Here is a 17,435-nt window from a genome sequence, read left to right on the forward strand (position 1 = left end):
CCCAATCATGATGATTGGAGTTTCGGGTGAAAGCGCCAAAGGGAAAAGGCAAAAAGCCGTCGGGCGGCAAACAGGACCGCGGTTTCGAGCGCGCAAGACATGATGCGCCGCGTTCAGAAAACAAATTTGAAAGCCGATTTGATGGCAAGTCTGACAATAAAGGCTCGTTTTTCAAAAAGCCGCGTCCCCAATTCGCCAAGGCTGCACCCAAGCCCGTAGACGACAAGCCTGCCGCTCCGCTTCGCGAAATCAAGCCCTATGCCGGTGCACGTCCGGGAGAAAGACTACCGCTCATTCTCGAAACGGAGCCCTCGCCCGATTATGCGCTTCTCGATAGCGGCAACGGATTGAAGCTTGAGCAATATGGCCCCTATCGGATTGTCCGCCCCGAAGGTCAGGCAATCTGGTTGCCTAGCCTGCCGCAGAAAGAGTGGGATCAGGCCGATGCCGTCTTCACCGGAAATACCGACGAAGAAGGCTTGGGACGCTGGGCGTTTCCGAAAGTACCGCTCGGCGAAACATGGCCCATGCAGCATGACGGCATTTCCTTTCATGGCCGGTTCACCTCGTTCCGCCATGTCGGCGTGTTCCCCGAACAGGCCGCGCACTGGTCGTATATGGATGGGCTTATCCGGGAAGGGATCAAATCCGGACGTAACGTGAAGGTGCTCAATCTATTCGGCTATACGGGCCTCGCCTCATTGGTAGCGGCACGGGCAGGCGCGGAAGTGACCCATGTGGACGCATCCAAGAAAGCTATTCTCTGGGCGCGTGAAAATCAGGAAATGGCCGGGCTTTCCGATAAGCCGATCCGCTGGATCTGCGAAGATGCGATGAAATTCGTGCAGCGCGAGGAGAGGCGCGGCAGCTTCTACGACATTATCCTGCTTGATCCACCTGCCTATGGGCGTGGTCCGAGCGGTGAAGTCTGGCAGTTGTTCGAACATTTGCCCGCGATGGTCGATACATGTCGGTCCATCCTGACGCCAAAACCACTGGCCGTCATCCTGACTGCCTATTCGATCCGCGCCTCTTTCTTCGCCATTCACGAACTGATGCGCGACCGTTTCACCGGCCTTGGCGGCACCGTCGAATCGGGCGAACTTATTCTGCGCGAACGTTCCAACGATCAGACGGGCGGGCGCGCGCTTTCCACATCCATGTTCAGCCGCTGGGTAGCAAAATGAGCCGTGACGACGATTTTTCCAAAGGCGGCTCTCGTGCCGAATATTCCAAAGTGGGTCAGGTGAAGGAAGTCACCAGCCTCACCAACCCGATCGTGAAAGACCTTCGCTCGCTGGCGCTGAAAAAATTCCGCGACCAGCAGGGCGTATTTCTGGCCGAAGGGCTGAAGCTGGTTATCGATGCGCTGGAACAGGATTGGCGCATCAAGACGCTGGTTTTCGCCAAATCCGGCAAAGGCAACAAACTGGTCGAACAGGTCGCCGCCCGCACCTTCGCCAAGGGCGGGCTGGTACTGGAAGTAACCGAAAAAATCATGGCTGCCATCACCCGCCGCGACAATCCGCAGGTGGTTGTCGGCGTTTTCGAACAGCAGTATCGCCCTCTTGCAAGCCTCAAGCCGAAGAACAATGACGTCTATATTGCGCTGGACCGCGTGCGCGACCCCGGTAATCTGGGTACAGTCATCCGCACCGCCGATGCGGTCGGCGCCAAGGGCGTCATTCTGATCGGCGACACCACCGATCCCTATTCGCTGGAAACCGTGCGCGCCACGATGGGCTCGGTCTTTTCCATGCCGCTCTACAAGGTAACGGAAGCCGATTTCCTCAACTGGCGCAAAGGCTTTTCCGGCCTTGTTGTCGGCACCCATCTGAAAGGTGCTGTCGACTATCGCACCATTCCCTATGCCAACAAACCGGTTGTGCTGATGATGGGCAACGAACAGCAGGGGCTTCCTGACAGCCTTGCCGACACCTGCGGCAAGCTCGCGCGCATTCCGCAGGCCGGTCGTGCAGATTCTCTCAATCTCGCAATTGCCACCGGGGTCATGCTCTACGAAATTCGTCGCGACGCCCTCACGCTCGATGAAAGGACTTCCGGATGAAGCGGCACGCGGTCTGGTCCTCACTTTTCGTCGTCATTCTTGCCGTATTGATCGACCAGGGCGTCAAACATCTGGTGGAAACACGGATGGGCTACGGCCAGCAGATCGACTTGCTTCCGTTCCTCGCGCTGTTCCGCACGCACAATGAAGGCATCGCCTTTTCCATGCTGGCATGGCTGCATGACTGGGGACTGGTCGCAATTACCGCCGCAGTTATTTTGTTCGTGCTTTATCTGTGGTGGACCAACGCGCCGGACCGCATCTTCGCACGCTACGGCTTTGCACTCGTCGTCGGCGGTGCCATCGGCAACCTTATCGATCGCGTGATGCACGGTTACGTCGTGGATTATATTCTGTTCCACCTGCCGACCTGGTCGTTCGCGGTTTTCAACCTCGCCGACACGTTCATTACCATCGGTGCCGGCCTCATAATTCTGGAGGAATTCCTTGGCTGGCGGCGCGAACGGGCTGCCCGCTAACCCACCGGGTTGAACAGTTTCTGCCTTTCGCATAATTTGATCTCTTAAAATTAAAAGCTTTTTGAAGAGGATAAGGTCCAGTCATCCGAATTGACACATTGGTGACATGCTTCTGTCATCGTCGCGTAGCACTGAATCTGTACTGCTTCGGTCGAACTGGACACCTTGTCCATGCAATCGACTGAACGAGGATTGGAATTGGTTAGCTCTCGCTGAAATATCAGTGGGAAAGCCGTTCAGGAATACGTGAATAGACAAATCAGGAGCCATCATCATGACAGTACTGCTTGGAATGGACCAGCAAATCATTGATGATACGGTCATGTCAGGCTTAGAAGCACAACAGGCGCTGTTCGCGTCCAACGGCGACCCCATCGTTCTGGGGCGCATCGGATCGCTGGAAGTACGGCTTGCAAACTCAAGCGAGGCTATCGAGGCCGCGCAGGAACTGCGTTTCCGTGTCTTCTTTGACGAAATGGGCGCGCGCCGGGAAAGCATTGAAGCGGTCGAGCTTCGCGACGCCGACCGCTTCGACGCTATTTGCGATCATTTGCTCGTTTACGACACCGCCCTGCCCGTGCCGGAGCACCAGCAGATTGTCGGCACCTATCGTCTGATGCGCAGCGATCAGGCGGAAAAGGCGCTCGGTTTCTATTCTGCCGACGAATATGACGTGCAGCGTCTGGCCCTTTCGCGCCCCAACCTCCGCCTGCTTGAACTGGGACGCTCCTGCGTGAAGGCGGAATACCGCTCCAAGCGCACTGTCGAGCTTCTTTGGCAAGGTGCCTGGGCCTATTGCCGCCGCCATTCCATCGATGTGATGTTCGGCTGCGCTTCATTCCACGGCGCTGTGCCTGCAGCGCACGCGCTCGGCCTGTCGTTCCTCCATCACAACTGCCGTGCCACGGACGACTGGGACGTGCGCGCCTTGCCCAATCGCTATCAGGCCATGGACCTGATGCCGAAGGAAGCCATCAACAACAAGGTTGCATTGTTCTCGATGCCGCCTTTGGTGAAAGGCTATCTGCGTCTTGGCGCGATGATCGGTGATGGCGCGGTGATTGACGAGGCATTCGGCACGACCGATGTGTTCATCATCTTGCCGATCGAGCGCATTTCCAGCCGCTACATCACCTATTACGGCGCGGAAGCGAACCGTTTTGTGTAAGCAAAAAGGCGAAACATCTGTTTCGCCTTTTTAGTTTCACGCCCTGCCAGCCAGTTCCTTCAACTTGTAGATCAGGTCCAGCGCTTCCCGTGGGGTCAGTTCATCCGGACTGATTGCGGAGACAGCCTTGGCCAGTTCACTATCTTTCGCCTGAACCTGCGGTTTCGGCTTTTCCTGCTGCAAGACGACGGAGAACAGTGGCAAATCATCGATCAGCTTGTCTGCCTTGCCGGAGGTTTCGCCTGCTTCAAGCTGATGCAACACATCGCGCGCGCGATTGACAACCGCTTCAGGCAACCCCGCCAAACGCGCCACCTGAACGCCATAGGAACGGTCGGCGGCACCTTTCGCCACTTCATGCAGGAAGACGACATCGTTGTCCCATTCCTTGACCCGCATGGTGACATTGGAAAGCCGCTCGAGCTTTTCTGAAAGCGCCGTCATTTCATGGAAATGCGTGGCAAACAGCGCACGGCAACGGTTCTTCTCATGCAGATATTCGACCGCCGCCCAGGCAATGGACAATCCGTCGAACGTCGCTGTACCGCGCCCGATCTCATCGAGGATCACCAGAGAGCGCTCGCCCGCCTGATTGAGGATTGCAGCCGTTTCCACCATTTCGACCATGAAGGTCGAGCGCCCGCGCGCCAGATCGTCGGAAGCACCGACGCGGCTGAACAGCCGGTCCACCACGCCGATCTGTGCGGAACCAGCAGGCACGAAGGAGCCCATCTGCGCCATGATCGCAATCAGAGCATTCTGGCGCAGGAAGGTCGACTTACCGCCCATGTTCGGGCCGGTCAGAAGCCAGATGGCACCATTTCCGCCATCTGCTTGCGGCGAGAGATCGCAATCATTGGCGACGAACGGATTGGCTGCCTGACGCCGCAAGGCTTGCTCGACGACCGGATGACGACCGGCAACAATGTTGAATGACAGGCTGTCGTCGACTTGCGGGCGGCAATAGCCCTGCTCTTCCGCCAGCACGGCAAGCGCTGCCGAGACGTCGAACACAGCAAGTGCTGATGCGGCAGCGCGAATGCTATCGGCATGGGAGACGGCCTCTGCCGTCAGTTCCTCGAACACGGCAAGCTCGATGGACAATGCGCGGTCGGCGGCATTGGCGATCTTGCTTTCAAGTTCCGCCAGTTCGGTGGTGGTAAAGCGCATGGCATTGGCCATGGTCTGGCGATGGATGAAACGGCTCTTGGCTTCATCCGTATCCGTCATCGCCCCGGCATTGTTGGCCGTCACCTCGATGAAATAACCAAGCACATTGTTATGCTTGATCTTCAGCGATTTGATACCGGTCTCTTCGATATAATTGGCCTGCAGACCGGCGATCACCCGGCGTGACTGGTCGCGCAAGGCCCGCATCTCGTCGAGTTCGGAATTATAGCCCGCGCGCACAAAACCGCCGTCACGCTTCAAAAGCGGCAATTCGTCGGCTAAGACCCGGTCGAGATGGGCGGTAAAGATGGCGGGCATGGCACTGACGGCATCACGAGCATGAGCCAGTTCGTCGGGCAGCAAAGCGCTTTCCAGCAGGCTCGCAATGACATGCGCAGCCTCGAAGCCTCGGGCAAGGCTACCCAGATCACGCGGGCCACCGCGCCCGACGGCAAGGCGCGAAAGACCGCGCGGCATATCCGGCACGCCCCTCAGTTCTGCACGCATGGCTTCACAGAGCGACGGCTCGCTCAGGAACCAGGAAACGGAATCGAGCCGCAGCGCGATTTCCTTCGGATTGGTCAGCGGTGCGGTCAAGCGTTCGGCAAGGAGCCGTGCACCGCCGCCCGTCACCGTGCGATCAACCGCCTTCAGCAAACTGCCGTCTCGATTGCCCGACATGGTGCGGGCAAGTTCCAGACTGGCGCGTGTGGCCGGGTCGATAAAAAGCGTGCCGCCCTCATGTTCGCGTTCGGGCCGCATCAAGGGTGGGCGCTCGGAAATCTGCGTCTTCTCGATATAGGCGATTGCCCCGGAAATAGCAGAAAGTTCAGGACGGCTGAACTGGCCGAAACCATCCAATGTCGCGACGTTGAAATAGCGTTGGATACGCGTTTCCGCAGCCGCGCTGTCAAAGAGGGTCGCCGGTTGCGGCGTTACTGCCTTGCCGACCAGATCGAAGACCGGGCGCAGCTCCTCATCATGGAAGGCGCTGTCAGCCACGACCAGTTCGCGCGGGTCGACCCGCATCACATCGGCGAAAAGCCAGTCCGGCGTGGTTTCCGCCACACGGAAAGTTCCGGTAGAAATATCGATCCAGGCGAGCGCCAGCGCACCGTCGCCGCGCGTACGCCCCATCGCCATCAGGAAATTGGCTTCGGATGGGTCCAGCAATTTTTCTTCGGTCAGCGTGCCCGGTGTGACGAGACGGATCACATCGCGCTTCACCACCGATTTGGAGCCACGCTTCTTCGCCTCTGCCGGATCTTCCACCTGTTCGCAGACCGCGACGCGATAGCCCTTGGTGATCAGCTTCTGCAGATAATCGTCGGCAGCATGGACAGGCACACCGCACATGGGAATATCCTCTCCCAGATGCTTGCCGCGCTTGGTGAGCGTGATGCCCAAAGCCGCAGAAGCCTCCACTGCATCATCGAAGAACAGTTCGTAGAAATCGCCCATGCGATAGAAGAGCAGCGAATCGACATTCGCCGCCTTGATCTCAATATATTGTTCCATCATGGGCGTCAGGCGAACGGGCGCTGCCTCGGCGGTGTTTTCTTCCGCTTCCGAGCTATGTTCGTTAGCCGTCGTTTCCATTTAAAAACCTTCATTTATTGCTTAGCCGACGAGGCTAAAGTTATAAAATTTCGTATTCCATCGTTTTTGGATGAATATCTATTCCTCGAAGCACTGTTTACACGATGCGTGACTGGCGCTATCGAGGTTCTCCCGCAGATGAAACCGGAGGGAACATGCCAGCCTCGACGCCGAAGGGCAACACATCAGAACGCGCACCCACAGCCAGTGAGAAGGAAGCGCTAGACTTTCATGCGCAGGGCCGCCCGGGCAAGCTGGAGATCAATCCCACCAAGCCCATGACCACGCAGCGCGATCTGTCGCTCGCCTATTCTCCGGGCGTTGCCGTGCCGGTAAAGGCAATCGCCGAAGACGCCGCCCGCGCCTATGACTATACGGCCAAGGGCAATCTGGTCGCCGTCATCTCGAACGGCACCGCCATTCTCGGACTCGGCAATCTGGGTGCGCTCGCATCCAAGCCGGTGATGGAAGGCAAGGCTGTGCTGTTCAAGCGCTTTGCCGATGTCGATTCCATCGATCTTGAGGTCGATACGACCGACATCGATGCCTTCATCAATGCGGTACGCTATCTCGGACCGTCGTTTGGCGGCATCAATCTGGAAGACATCAAGGCGCCCGACTGCTTCATCATCGAGCAGCGCCTGCGCGAATTGATGGACATTCCGGTTTTCCACGACGACCAGCACGGAACGGCTATCATCGCCGCTGCCGGCCTCATCAATGCGCTGCATCTGACCGGTCGCGACATGAAGACGACGAAGCTCGTCTGCAATGGCGCGGGCTCGGCGGGTATTGCCTGTATCGAGCTTATCAAGGCGATGGGGTTTGCTTCGGAAAACGTCATCCTGTGCGACACCAAGGGCGTCGTTTATCAGGGTCGTGAAGAGGGCATGAACCAGTGGAAATCCGCACATGCCGTGAAGACCGACAAGCGATCCCTCGCAGACGCCATGAACGGCGCGGATGTCGTGTTCGGCCTTTCAGCCAAAGGCGCATTCACCGAAGACATGGTCCGTTCCATGGCACCGAACCCGATCATCTTCGCCATGGCCAATCCCGACCCGGAAGTCACGCCTGAAGAAGTGGCGCGCATCCGCGACGATGCCATCGTCGCCACCGGTCGTTCGGATTATCCGAACCAGGTCAACAATGTCCTTGGCTTCCCCTACATCTTCCGTGGCGCACTCGACGTTCGTGCAACCACCATCAACGACGCGATGAAGATCGCTGCGGTCAACGCGCTGGCTGAACTTGCCCGTGAGGATGTGCCGGATGATGTGGTTGCCGCCTATCAGGGCAGTCGTCCGCGTTTCGGCTCGAGCTACATCATTCCGGTGCCGTTCGATCCGCGCCTGCTTGCGTCCGTCTCGGCTGCCGTCGCCAAGGCCGCGATGGAAACCGGCGTTGCCGGACGCGCCATTGCTGACATTGAAGGTTACAAGCGCGAATTGTCGGCGCGTCGCGATCCGATCGCTTCCACCTTACGCGGCATCTATGAACGTGTCCGCCGTCAGCCGAAGCGCATCGTCTTTGCCGAAGGCGAAGAAGAACAGGTGATGCGTGCCGCCGTTTCCTACGTCAATCAGGGTCTCGGCACGGCTATTCTGGTGGGCCGCGAGGAACGGGTGAAGGATACGGCGAAGGCTGCCGGTCTGGATCTCGACCGTCCGGGCATCGAAATCATCAATGCACGCCTGTCGAGCCGCAATGCCGCCTATGCCGACTATCTCTACGAGAAACTGCAGCGCAAGGGCTATCTGACACGCGATTGCCACCGTCTCATCAACAATGACCGCAATCATTTTGCGGCCTGCATGGTGGCGCTTGGCGATGCCGATGGCATGGTGACGGGCGTGACCCGAAATTATGCGACGGGTCTGGACGACGTGCGCCGTGTGATCGATTCCAAGCCCGGCCACCGCATGGTCGGTGTTTCCATCGCGCTTTGTCGCGGACGCACGGTGTTCATCGCCGATACCGCCGTACACGAAATGCCGACCGCAGCCGAGCTTGCCGATATTGCGGTTGAAGCTGCAGGTATGGCGCGCCGCATGGGTTATGTGCCGCGTGTCGCACTGACCGCTTTCTCGACTTTCGGCCATATGGGCGGTGAACGTTCCGCGCGCATTCAGGAGGCCGTCCGCATTCTGGCGACGCGCCATGTCGATTTCGAATTCGACGGCGAAATGAGTGCAGACGTGGCGCTGAACCCGAAGCTGATGGAACAGTATCCGTTCATCCGCCTGTCGGGTCCGGCCAATGTGATCGTCACGCCGGACAATCATTCGGCCTCGATTGCCGCCGACATGCTGCAGGAACTGGGTGGCGCAACGATCATCGGCCCATTGCTCGTCGGCCTCGACAAGCCAGCGCAGATCGTCACCATCGGCGCGAAGGATTCCGACATCGTCAATATGGCGGCAATCACCGCCTATAATGCGACAAACTGAAAAATCAGCGAACAGTAATACAAAGGCCGGGTTTCCCCGGCCTTTGCTTTTGGATATTCATCATCCATAAAAGCGGCTATAGGATAGCCATCGTCCACTATCCTTTTCTCCGCAAACCGGATCTACATGCCGCATGAGCGCACACGACCTTAAGCTGGAAGAGATCGTCAATCCCGAGACGCTACGCCGCAAGCTCAACGAACTGGCGGATTCCACGGACGAAAGCTACACCAGTCTCACCGTGCGCAAAGTGGTGCTTCAGGCACTGAAGGATGCTTTGGTGCGTGGCCGCGCCAATGCGGAAGGCATGTTGATGAAGGATGGCGGCGGCACGCTCTGCGCCAAACGCCTTTCCTTTCTCATGGACACGTTGATCGAGGCGCTGTTCGAATTCGCCACTACCAAAGCCTATCCGATGATCAACCCGTCGAAGGCCGAGAACATGGCTATCGTCGCCGTTGGCGGTTACGGGCGCGGCGGGCTGGCGCCGGGGTCAGATATCGATCTTCTGTTTCTGCTGCCCTACAAGCAGACTCCCTGGGGCGAGCAGGTTGTCGAATACATGCTCTACATGCTGTGGGACATGGGACTGAAAGTCGGCCACTCCACGCGCAACATCGATGAGTGCATTCGTCTGGCGCGCGAGGACATGACGATCCGCACGGCAATTCTCGATGCGCGGTTTCTCACCGGCAATCGCGAGCTTTTCAAAACGCTTGTCACCCGCTTCGACGAGGAAATCGTCAAGGATACCGGCCCGGAGTTCATTCAGGCCAAGCTTGCCGAGCGCGACCAGCGCCATCGCAAGGCAGGCGAAACCCGCTATCTGGTTGAACCGAACGTCAAGGAAGGCAAGGGCGGCCAGCGCGACCTGCATACGCTGTTCTGGATCACCAAATACTTTTACCGCGTCAAATCGAAAGAAGAGCTGGTCAAGCTCGGTGTTCTGTCACGAGCCGAGCTGAAGCTGTTCAACAAGGCGGAAGATTTTCTCTGGGCGGTGCGGTGCCACATGCACTTCGCGACACTGAAAGCCGAAGAACGCCTTTCCTTCGACATACAGCCGGAAATCGCAGAGCGCCTTGGCTATACGGCGCATCCCGGACAGAACTACGTTGAACGCTTCATGAAGCATTATTTCCTCGTGGCAAAAGATGTGGGCGACCTCACTCGCATCATCAGCGCAGCGCTGGAGGAACAGCAGGCAAAGCATGTTCCGGGCTTCAACCGCATCTTCCTCACGTTCTCGCGGCGCAAGCGCAAGCTTTCCGCCGACGGCGACTTCGTTTCGGAAAATCACCGCATCAACATCGCACGTCCAGAGGTTTTCAAGGAAGACCCGGTCAACATCATCCGTCTCTTCCATCTGGCGGACAAGCACGGGCTGGAATTTCACCCTGAAGCGATGCAGAGCCTCACTCGCTCGCTGAAGCTCATCAATGCCGATCTGCGTGAAAATCCTGAAGCCAACAGGCTTTTCCTCGAAATCCTGACTTCGCCGCGCAACCCCGAACTCATTCTGCGCCGCATGAACGAATCCGGCGGGCTTGGAAAGTTCATTCCGGATTTCGGCAAGATCGTCGCCATGATGCAGTTCAATATGTATCACCATTACACGGTGGACGAGCATCTCTTGCGCTGCATCGCCGTCCTGTCGGAAATCGAGCACGGCGAACTGGAAAACGAGCATCCGCTTTCCAACCATCTGATCACCACGATCAAGCGCGACCGCAACCTGCTTTATGTGGCGCTGCTCCTGCATGACATCGCCAAAGGGCGCCCGGAAGATCACTCGACCGCCGGTGCGCGCATTGCCCGCAGGCTTGGACCACGGTTCGGCCTTACCCCTGCCGAAACGGAAACCGTCGAATGGCTTGTGCGCGAACATCTGACCATGAGCATGGTGGCGCAGTCGCGCGATCTCAATGATCGCAAGACCATCATTGATTTTGCCGATACCGTGCAGACCATGGAGCGCCTGAAGCTTCTCCTGATCCTGACCGTCTGCGACATCAAGGCAGTTGGCCCCGGCGTGTGGAATGGCTGGAAGGGCCAGCTTCTGCGCACGCTCTTCTACGAAACCGAGCTGGTCCTGACCGGCGGCTTTTCGGAGTTGTCGCGCGCCGACCGCGATCATCAGGCGCGGGAGGCACTGGCGGAACGGCTTTCCGACTGGCCGAAGGACAAGCGCGATGCCTATCTTGCTCTTCATTACACCAACTATTTCCTGACGGTCAGCCTTGAGGATCAGGTCCGGCACGCCCATTTCATTCGCGAAGCTGATCGCGAAGAACGGGCGCTGGCCACCATGGCCAAGCCGCATACTTTCGAGGCCGTGACCGAAATCACGGTGCTTGCGCCCGACCATCCGCGCCTGTTGTCGATCATCACCGGTGCCTGTGCAGCGGCTGGCGCCAACATCGTCGACGCACAGATTTTCACCACTGGTGACGGGCGCGCACTTGATACCATCCTCATCAGCCGCGAGTTCGACACTGACGATGACGAACGCCGCCGTGCTGAACGTGTCGGAAAGGTCATCGAGGATGTATTGTCCGGCAAGGCGCATCTGCCCGACGTGCTCGCCAGGCGTACCAAGCCGAAGAAGGCAGCCAAGGCTTTCAAGGTGGAGCCGCGTGTTGAGATCAACAACACGCTCTCCAACAAGTTTACCGTCATCGAGGTGGAAGGTCTGGACAGGCCCGGTTTGCTTTCAGAACTGACCGGCCTTATTTCCGATCTTTCGCTGGATATTGCATCGGCTCATATCACCACCTTCGGCGAGAAAGTGATCGACAGTTTTTACGTGACTGACCTTGTGGGCCACAAGATTTCAAACGCCACCCGCCAGGGCAATATCAGGCGCAAGCTGCTTGGTGTTCTGAGCGGAGATACTGGCAATAAGACAAACGGCCGCTCGTCGCAGGCCGCAGCATAGGTTTTTCAGTAAATGAGTTTGGTCAAAAAGTTCGCCACGGTCGCGTCCGGAACGCTGATGAGCCGCATTTTCGGCTTCACGCGCGAGATGTTCATGGCGGCAGCACTCGGCACCGGCCCGGTAGCCGACGCCTTCAACGCAGCCTTCCGTTTCCCGAACACATTCCGCAGGCTCTTTGCCGAAGGCGCGTTCAATTCAGCCTTCGTGCCGCTTTTTGCCAAGGAAATCGAGAAGAATGGTATGGACGGCGCGCGCCGTTTTTCCGAAGAAGTCTTCGGCGTGCTTTTTACCGTACTTCTGTTCCTGACCATCGTGATGGAACTTTCGATGCCCTTCATCGTGCGGACGGTGATCGCACCGGGCTTCACTGACGATCCGGTGAAATTCGACAATACAGTGCGTCTCGCCGTCATCATGTTCCCCTATCTCGCCTGTATGTCGCTGGCCGCGATGATGGGGGGGATGCTCAATTCACTGCACCGCTATTTCGCGGCGGCCATTGCGCCGGTGTTCCTCAACATCATTCTGATCGGGGTGCTGGCTTTCGCATGGTGGCGGGGCTATGACGCGCTTTCAGTCGGCTATGGCCTTTCCTGGGGTGTTATGGCAGCAGGTCTGGTGCAGCTTGCCATCGTCTGGCTCGCCGTGCGCAATGCTGGCATCAAGATCGGCTTCCGCCGCCCGCGCCTGACATCGAATGTCAAACGGCTGCTGGTGCTGGCGCTTCCCGCAGCGATCACCGGCGGCATCACGCAGATCAACCTGCTCATCAACACCAATATCGCATCGGGCATGGAAGGCGCAGTGTCGTCTCTCGTCTATGCGGACCGCATCTATCAGCTTCCGCTTGGTGTCGTCGGCATTGCGGTCGCGACCGTGCTTCTGCCGGAATTATCGCGCGCACTGCGCGGCGGCCACATGAAGGAAGCGTCGAACCTTCAGAATCGCTCGGTCGAGTTCACATTGTTTCTGACCCTGCCAGCCGCTGCAGCTCTTCTGGTCATGTCGGAACCCATCGTCCGACTTCTGTTCGAACGTGGCAAGTTCAGCCCGGATTCCACGCTCGTCGTTTCCAATATTCTGGCTATCTATGGCCTTGGCCTGCCCGCTTTCGTATTGATCAAGGCGTTCATTCCCGGTTTCTTCGCCCGCGAGGATACACGCACGCCGATGATCTTCGCCGCCATTTCGGTGGCGGTGAACGTCTCGCTTGCCATCACGCTTTTCCCGCATTTCGGGCCGACGGGTATCGCCACGGCGGAAATCATCGCGGGCTGGGTCAATACCATCCTGCTATTTGCGACACTGGTGAAGCGTGGCCATTGGGGACGGGATATTCCGCTGCTAACCCGTATTCCGCGCCTCCTCGTCGCTGCCGCGATCATGGCATTCGGTGTTCATTACGCCATCGGCTATTTTGCGTATGAGCTTTCCTCCGCAGCACCGCTTGTCGTGCGTGCGGGAACCGTGACCGCAATCGTTGTTGCCGCAATGGTGGTCTATTTTGGCTTTGCCTTCGGACTTGGCGGAGCCAATACGGGAATGATCCGTCGCAACATCAAGCGCGGCGCGGCCAAGAAAGCCCCTGAAAGCGAGCAATAATTCAAGCTTGAAAGGCGGCTGCGTCTCTGCGAAAAGACCAGCATTCAAAATCCCTGCTCTCCACCGGCGGGGCAATTTTCGCCACGCATTTCCGAACGCGAAACCGGTATCCACTTTCGCTGGAAATGCTCTTTCAGGATAAAGCCATGAGCACGTTCAAACCGCTTGTTTTCTCCGGCGTCCAACCGACCGGAAATCTTCACCTCGGCAATTATCTAGGGGCGATCAAGCGGTGGGTCGAGGTCCAAAAGACCCAGGAATGCATTTATTGCGTCGTGGACATGCATGCGCTCACCATTTCGCCCGATCCGGCTGAACTGATGCAGTCAACCCGCGAAGTCACCGCAGCGTTCCTTGCTGCTGGCATCGACCCGAAGAAGAGCATCGTTTTTAACCAGAGCCGCGTCATGCAGCACGCGGAGCTCGCCTGGGTGTTCAACTGCATCGCGCGCATCGGCTGGATGAGCCGTATGACCCAGTTCAAGGACAAGGCAGGCAAGGACCGCGAGAATGCTTCACTCGGCCTGTTCGCGTATCCAAGCCTGATGGCTGCCGACATTCTGCTCTATCGCGCCACCGCAGTACCGGTGGGTGAGGACCAGAAGCAGCATCTGGAATTGACCCGCGATATCGCGCAGAAATTCAACAATGACTATTCCGACCGTATCGCTTCACTCGGTGTGGGTGTGGATATGCAGGTGGGTGACGAGCAGGTTTCCGGCTTCTTCCCGATGACGGAACCGATGATCTCCGGCCCTGCCATGCGCATCATGTCACTGCGCGACGGCACCAAGAAGATGTCGAAGTCCGATCCGTCCGATCTGTCGCGCATCAATCTGATCGATAACGAAGACACCATCACGAAGAAGATCCGTAAGGCAAAAACCGACTCGGACGGTCTGCCCACGGAACTCGACGGTCTCGCCGGTCGTCCGGAAGCGGATAATCTGGTTGGCATCTATGCAGCCCTTTCCTCTCAATCGAAGGAAGAGGTGCTGAAGGAATTTGGCGGGCGCCAGTTCTCCGAGTTCAAGGCTGCATTGGCCGATCTGGCTGTGGCGAAGCTTTCCCCGATCACCCATGAGATGCGCCGTCTGGTTGCCGATCCAGCCTATATCGACAGCGTCCTGCGCGACGGTGGCGAGCGGGCTGGCGTGATTGCGGAACAGACCATGCGCCATGTTCGCGATATCGTCGGCTGGCTGCAGAACTAAATTTCTCATTTATCCAACGGGCGGCGACATTTTTTGCTGCCGCCCGTCTTCATTTGAAAATCAGCGTTCGATCCTCAAGCCTCCATCAAATGTCGGCTTGCAGACGATCAATCCCGATGGCAAATTGCGGCCATGGTATCAAAACGACTTAGCCGGGAAGCCGGTCACCGCCGCAAGTTTCTTGCCGTCATCGACGAGACGCCCGAATGCGGGCGTGCCGTTGCCTATGCCGCGCGCCGTGCAAAAAACACCGGCGGCTCGCTCATCCTGCTTTTTGTGATCGATGACTCCGATTTCCAGCAAATTCTGGGCGTCGGCGAGATCATGCGTTCCGAAGCACAGGATCGTGCCCGCACAGCGCTTGAAAAATTCGCAGCAACCGTGCGTGCGGATCAAGGGATTGAGCCTGAAATCAGCATCCGTGAGGGCGAAACCGCCGAAGAGCTCATGTCTCTCATTGAGGAAGATCAGGACATCGCCATTCTGGTTCTGGCTGCCGGTTCGGGCAAGGAAGGGCCAGGCCCTCTGGTGCAATCGCTTGCCGGCCGCTCCCAGTTCCCGATCCCGGTTACCGTCATTCCGGCAGGTATGAGCGACGACGACATTGATGCGGTGACCTAATCACCCTATATTGATGACAACTGATACGCGCATGATCGCGACGGCACTTGCGTCCATACGGATCTGCGCTTACGAGAATCGTTCCAAAATCTGAAAGCGGGACAACTGGCATGTTCATCCAGACTGAAACCACGCCGAACCCGGCGACCCTGAAGTTTCTTCCCGGCAAGGTCGTGATGTCGGAAGGCACCGCCGATTTCCGCGACGCCTCTGCCGCTGGCAACACATCCCCGCTCGCAGCCAAGCTCTTTTCGGTTCCGGGCGTGACCGGTGTTTTCTTCGGCTACGACTTCATCACCGTCACCAAGGAAGACGGTGAGTGGCAGCATCTGAAGCCGGCCATCCTCGGCACCATCATGGAACATTTCATGTCGGGCGCCCCTGCAATGGCAAGTAACGGCAATGTCGACGTCGCTGCCGCGCATGGCGAAGAAGAGTTCTTCGATGAGGCCGATACCGAAACCGTCGAAATCATCAAAGAGCTGATCGAGACTCGTGTTCGTCCAGCCGTTGCGCAGGATGGTGGCGATATCACCTTCCGCGGCTTCGAAAACGGCACCGTGTTCCTGCACATGAAGGGCGCCTGCTCTGGTTGTCCTTCATCGACGGCAACATTGAAGCACGGCATTCAGAACCTTCTGCGCCATTTCGTGCCGGAAGTGCAGCAGGTTGAACAGATCTGATTTGAGTGAACTTTGTAATGAAAAAGGCCGCTCAAAGCGGCCTTTTTTATGTCTGTTATTGTCTGGACCTATTGCTTCACGATGACCTTGGCACCCTGTTCCGTGCGGTCGTAAAGATCCATGATGTCCTGGTTCATGAGGCGGATGCAACCCGAAGACATCGCCTTGCCAATGGACCACCATTCCGGCGTTCCATGCAGACGATAACCTGTATCACCACCCTTGTTGTACAGATAAAGGGCACGCGCGCCGAGCGGATTCTTGAGGCCGGGGTCCATTCCATTGCGATATTTTGCCAGTTCCGGCTGGCGCTTGATCATCGCAGAAGGCGGCGTCCAGGTCGGCCATTCCCGTTTCATGGCAACGCGCGCCGAACCGGACCATTCGAAACCTTCACGGCCGACACCGATGCCGTAACGCATGGCCTTGCCTTCCGGCATGACAAGATAAAGGAATTTTTCCCGCGTATCGACGATGATCGTGCCGGGGGCCTCATCGGTTGGATACTTGACGATCTGGCGGCGATATTGCGCCGGTATCTTTGTACTTGGGATGGCCGGGACAACATAACCGGCATCAGTGACTGAAGAATAGGAGGCGGTATAAAAAGTGCCCCCCACGGTTGAGCAGCCTGCCAGGGCGCCTGCCAGAAAGAGAGCCGTCGTCAATTTTAGGACGCGAGAATTCATGCATTCCCCCAGATTGGTTCATTCCGTCAATGGGACCGCGATCGGTCGAAGATAGAAGCGAATCGCTCGTTCTTGTTGAAGATGGGGTAGTATTGTTAACCAGGCGTTAACCGTAAATTGAAAATTCCTTGAGAATGACATTTTTTAGCCATGTTTCGCCTTGTTGCCGCAGTTTTCGTGCAGCTCGCCCCTGCTTTCCGATTGTTTCGATTTGAAACCACGCACAAAATACATCCATGCCCATTGTGATTCCCAATCAGACCCATCCCCTTTCCGACGGCCGACAGTCTGAGAACGCCATGCTGGTGCGGCGCGGCGTGCAGCGCCTTTTTCTGGAAATGGGGCTCGCTACATTGCCCGAGCTACCGCTGGCATCCGGCAGGCGTGCCGACCTGATCGCGGTCAACCGCAAGGGCGAAATCTGGATCGTGGAAATCAAATCCTCGATCGAGGACTGGAAGGCGGACCGCAAGTGGCCCGAATATCGCGCTTATTGCGATAGGCTGTTCTTCGCCACCCATCCGGCGGTACCGCGCGAAATATTCCCGCAAGAATGCGGCTTCATCCTGTCAGACGGATATGGAGCGGAAATCCTGCGCGATGCGCCAGAGCACAAATTGCCCGGCGCAACACGAAAGGCGCTGATGTTGCGCTTTGCGCGGGCGGGCGCTGCGCGCCTGACAATCGCCGAACTCGCCGGTCTCGATGTGCCCGAAACCGAAATAGATTGATTAGAGCACATCCCGAAAAGTGC

General features: G+C 57.6%; 13 protein-coding genes. 11 read left to right on the forward strand and 2 right to left on the reverse strand.

Going from position 1 to position 17,435, the window contains the following annotated elements; genetic code table 11:
• The first annotated feature begins 26 nt into the window (after positions 1 to 26).
• From ACYSN1_RS06260 to olsB, 4 genes are all read left to right on the forward strand, one after another.
• Positions 27 to 1,187: a class I SAM-dependent methyltransferase gene (locus ACYSN1_RS06260; RefSeq protein ID WP_461724861.1), complete on the forward strand. Its 1,161-nt coding sequence runs from the start codon at positions 27 to 29 to the stop codon at positions 1,185 to 1,187.
• Positions 1,184 to 2,068 carry a TrmH family RNA methyltransferase gene (locus tag ACYSN1_RS06265; RefSeq protein ID WP_461724862.1) on the forward strand — a complete coding sequence of 295 codons (885 nt, stop codon included), beginning with the start codon at positions 1,184 to 1,186 and terminating at the stop codon, positions 2,066 to 2,068. The genes ACYSN1_RS06260 and ACYSN1_RS06265 overlap by 4 nt, the downstream gene beginning before the upstream one ends.
• Positions 2,065 to 2,547 carry a signal peptidase II gene (lspA, locus tag ACYSN1_RS06270; protein ID WP_109985885.1) on the forward strand — a complete coding sequence of 161 codons (483 nt, stop codon included), beginning with the start codon at positions 2,065 to 2,067 and terminating at the stop codon, positions 2,545 to 2,547. The genes ACYSN1_RS06265 and lspA overlap by 4 nt, the downstream gene beginning before the upstream one ends.
• A gap of 274 nt (positions 2,548 to 2,821) precedes the next feature.
• A complete protein-coding gene (olsB, locus tag ACYSN1_RS06275; protein WP_461724863.1) occupies positions 2,822 to 3,715 on the forward strand; it encodes a l-ornithine N(alpha)-acyltransferase in 894 nt (297 codons plus the stop codon).
• 36 nt (positions 3,716 to 3,751) lie between these two features.
• Here olsB and mutS read toward each other — a convergent pair whose 3' ends face one another.
• Positions 3,752 to 6,484, reverse strand: coding sequence for a DNA mismatch repair protein MutS (gene mutS, locus ACYSN1_RS06280; RefSeq protein ID WP_461724864.1), 2,733 nt, complete (start codon positions 6,482 to 6,484; stop codon positions 3,752 to 3,754).
• Positions 6,485 to 6,639: 155 nt separating this feature from the next.
• Between mutS and ACYSN1_RS06285 the strand changes: the two genes are divergently transcribed.
• The 6 genes from ACYSN1_RS06285 (at position 6,640) to ACYSN1_RS06310 (ending at position 15,992) form a co-directional block, all read left to right on the forward strand.
• Positions 6,640 to 8,934 carry an NADP-dependent malic enzyme gene (locus tag ACYSN1_RS06285; RefSeq protein ID WP_010657993.1) on the forward strand — a complete coding sequence of 765 codons (2,295 nt, stop codon included), beginning with the start codon at positions 6,640 to 6,642 and terminating at the stop codon, positions 8,932 to 8,934.
• Between the two features lie 133 nt (positions 8,935 to 9,067).
• Positions 9,068 to 11,872, forward strand: coding sequence for a [protein-PII] uridylyltransferase (locus ACYSN1_RS06290; RefSeq protein ID WP_461724865.1), 2,805 nt, complete (start codon positions 9,068 to 9,070; stop codon positions 11,870 to 11,872).
• Between the two features lie 12 nt (positions 11,873 to 11,884).
• Positions 11,885 to 13,474 carry a murein biosynthesis integral membrane protein MurJ gene (murJ, locus tag ACYSN1_RS06295; RefSeq protein WP_461724866.1) on the forward strand — a complete coding sequence of 530 codons (1,590 nt, stop codon included), beginning with the start codon at positions 11,885 to 11,887 and terminating at the stop codon, positions 13,472 to 13,474.
• 146 nt (positions 13,475 to 13,620) lie between these two features.
• Complete coding sequence (gene trpS, locus ACYSN1_RS06300; protein WP_461724867.1) at positions 13,621 to 14,688, forward strand: tryptophan--tRNA ligase; 1,068 nt, start codon at positions 13,621 to 13,623, stop codon at positions 14,686 to 14,688.
• 132 nt (positions 14,689 to 14,820) lie between these two features.
• Positions 14,821 to 15,309 carry a universal stress protein gene (locus ACYSN1_RS06305; protein WP_461724868.1) on the forward strand — a complete coding sequence of 163 codons (489 nt, stop codon included), beginning with the start codon at positions 14,821 to 14,823 and terminating at the stop codon, positions 15,307 to 15,309.
• Between the two features lie 110 nt (positions 15,310 to 15,419).
• On the forward strand, positions 15,420 to 15,992 hold the full coding sequence (locus ACYSN1_RS06310) for a NifU family protein (protein WP_140020333.1): 573 nt from the start codon (positions 15,420 to 15,422) through the stop codon (positions 15,990 to 15,992).
• Between the two features lie 68 nt (positions 15,993 to 16,060).
• On the opposite strand, the gene ACYSN1_RS06315 is transcribed toward ACYSN1_RS06310, so the two are convergent.
• Positions 16,061 to 16,681, reverse strand: a complete 621-nt coding sequence (locus ACYSN1_RS06315) for a L,D-transpeptidase (protein WP_461724869.1) — start codon at positions 16,679 to 16,681, stop codon at positions 16,061 to 16,063.
• A 236-nt stretch (positions 16,682 to 16,917) separates the two neighbouring features.
• On the opposite strand from ACYSN1_RS06315, the gene ACYSN1_RS06320 reads away from it, so the two are divergent.
• Positions 16,918 to 17,412: an MmcB family DNA repair protein gene (locus ACYSN1_RS06320; RefSeq protein ID WP_461724870.1), complete on the forward strand. Its 495-nt coding sequence runs from the start codon at positions 16,918 to 16,920 to the stop codon at positions 17,410 to 17,412.
• The last annotated feature ends 23 nt before the right edge of the window (positions 17,413 to 17,435 follow it).

Source organism: Brucella sp. LJL56, assembly GCF_054871705.1.

What these genes read in the sequence shown, in the direction of transcription:
- murJ (WP_461724866.1), top strand. Translation starts at nt 11,885, where the DNA reads ATGAGTTTGGTCAAAAAGTTCGCCACGGTCGCGTCCGGAACGCTGATG.
- ACYSN1_RS06285 (WP_010657993.1), top strand. Translation starts at nt 6,640, where the DNA reads ATGCCAGCCTCGACGCCGAAGGGCAACACATCAGAACGCGCACCCACA.
- mutS (WP_461724864.1), bottom strand. Translation starts at nt 6,484, where the DNA reads ATGGAAACGACGGCTAACGAACATAGCTCGGAAGCGGAAGAAAACACC.
- trpS (WP_461724867.1), top strand. Translation starts at nt 13,621, where the DNA reads ATGAGCACGTTCAAACCGCTTGTTTTCTCCGGCGTCCAACCGACCGGA.
- ACYSN1_RS06290 (WP_461724865.1), top strand. Translation starts at nt 9,068, where the DNA reads ATGAGCGCACACGACCTTAAGCTGGAAGAGATCGTCAATCCCGAGACG.
- ACYSN1_RS06315 (WP_461724869.1), bottom strand. Translation starts at nt 16,681, where the DNA reads ATGAATTCTCGCGTCCTAAAATTGACGACGGCTCTCTTTCTGGCAGGC.
- ACYSN1_RS06305 (WP_461724868.1), top strand. Translation starts at nt 14,821, where the DNA reads ATGGTATCAAAACGACTTAGCCGGGAAGCCGGTCACCGCCGCAAGTTT.
- ACYSN1_RS06320 (WP_461724870.1), top strand. Translation starts at nt 16,918, where the DNA reads ATGCCCATTGTGATTCCCAATCAGACCCATCCCCTTTCCGACGGCCGA.
- ACYSN1_RS06265 (WP_461724862.1), top strand. Translation starts at nt 1,184, where the DNA reads ATGAGCCGTGACGACGATTTTTCCAAAGGCGGCTCTCGTGCCGAATAT.
- lspA (WP_109985885.1), top strand. Translation starts at nt 2,065, where the DNA reads ATGAAGCGGCACGCGGTCTGGTCCTCACTTTTCGTCGTCATTCTTGCC.
- olsB (WP_461724863.1), top strand. Translation starts at nt 2,822, where the DNA reads ATGACAGTACTGCTTGGAATGGACCAGCAAATCATTGATGATACGGTC.
- ACYSN1_RS06310 (WP_140020333.1), top strand. Translation starts at nt 15,420, where the DNA reads ATGTTCATCCAGACTGAAACCACGCCGAACCCGGCGACCCTGAAGTTT.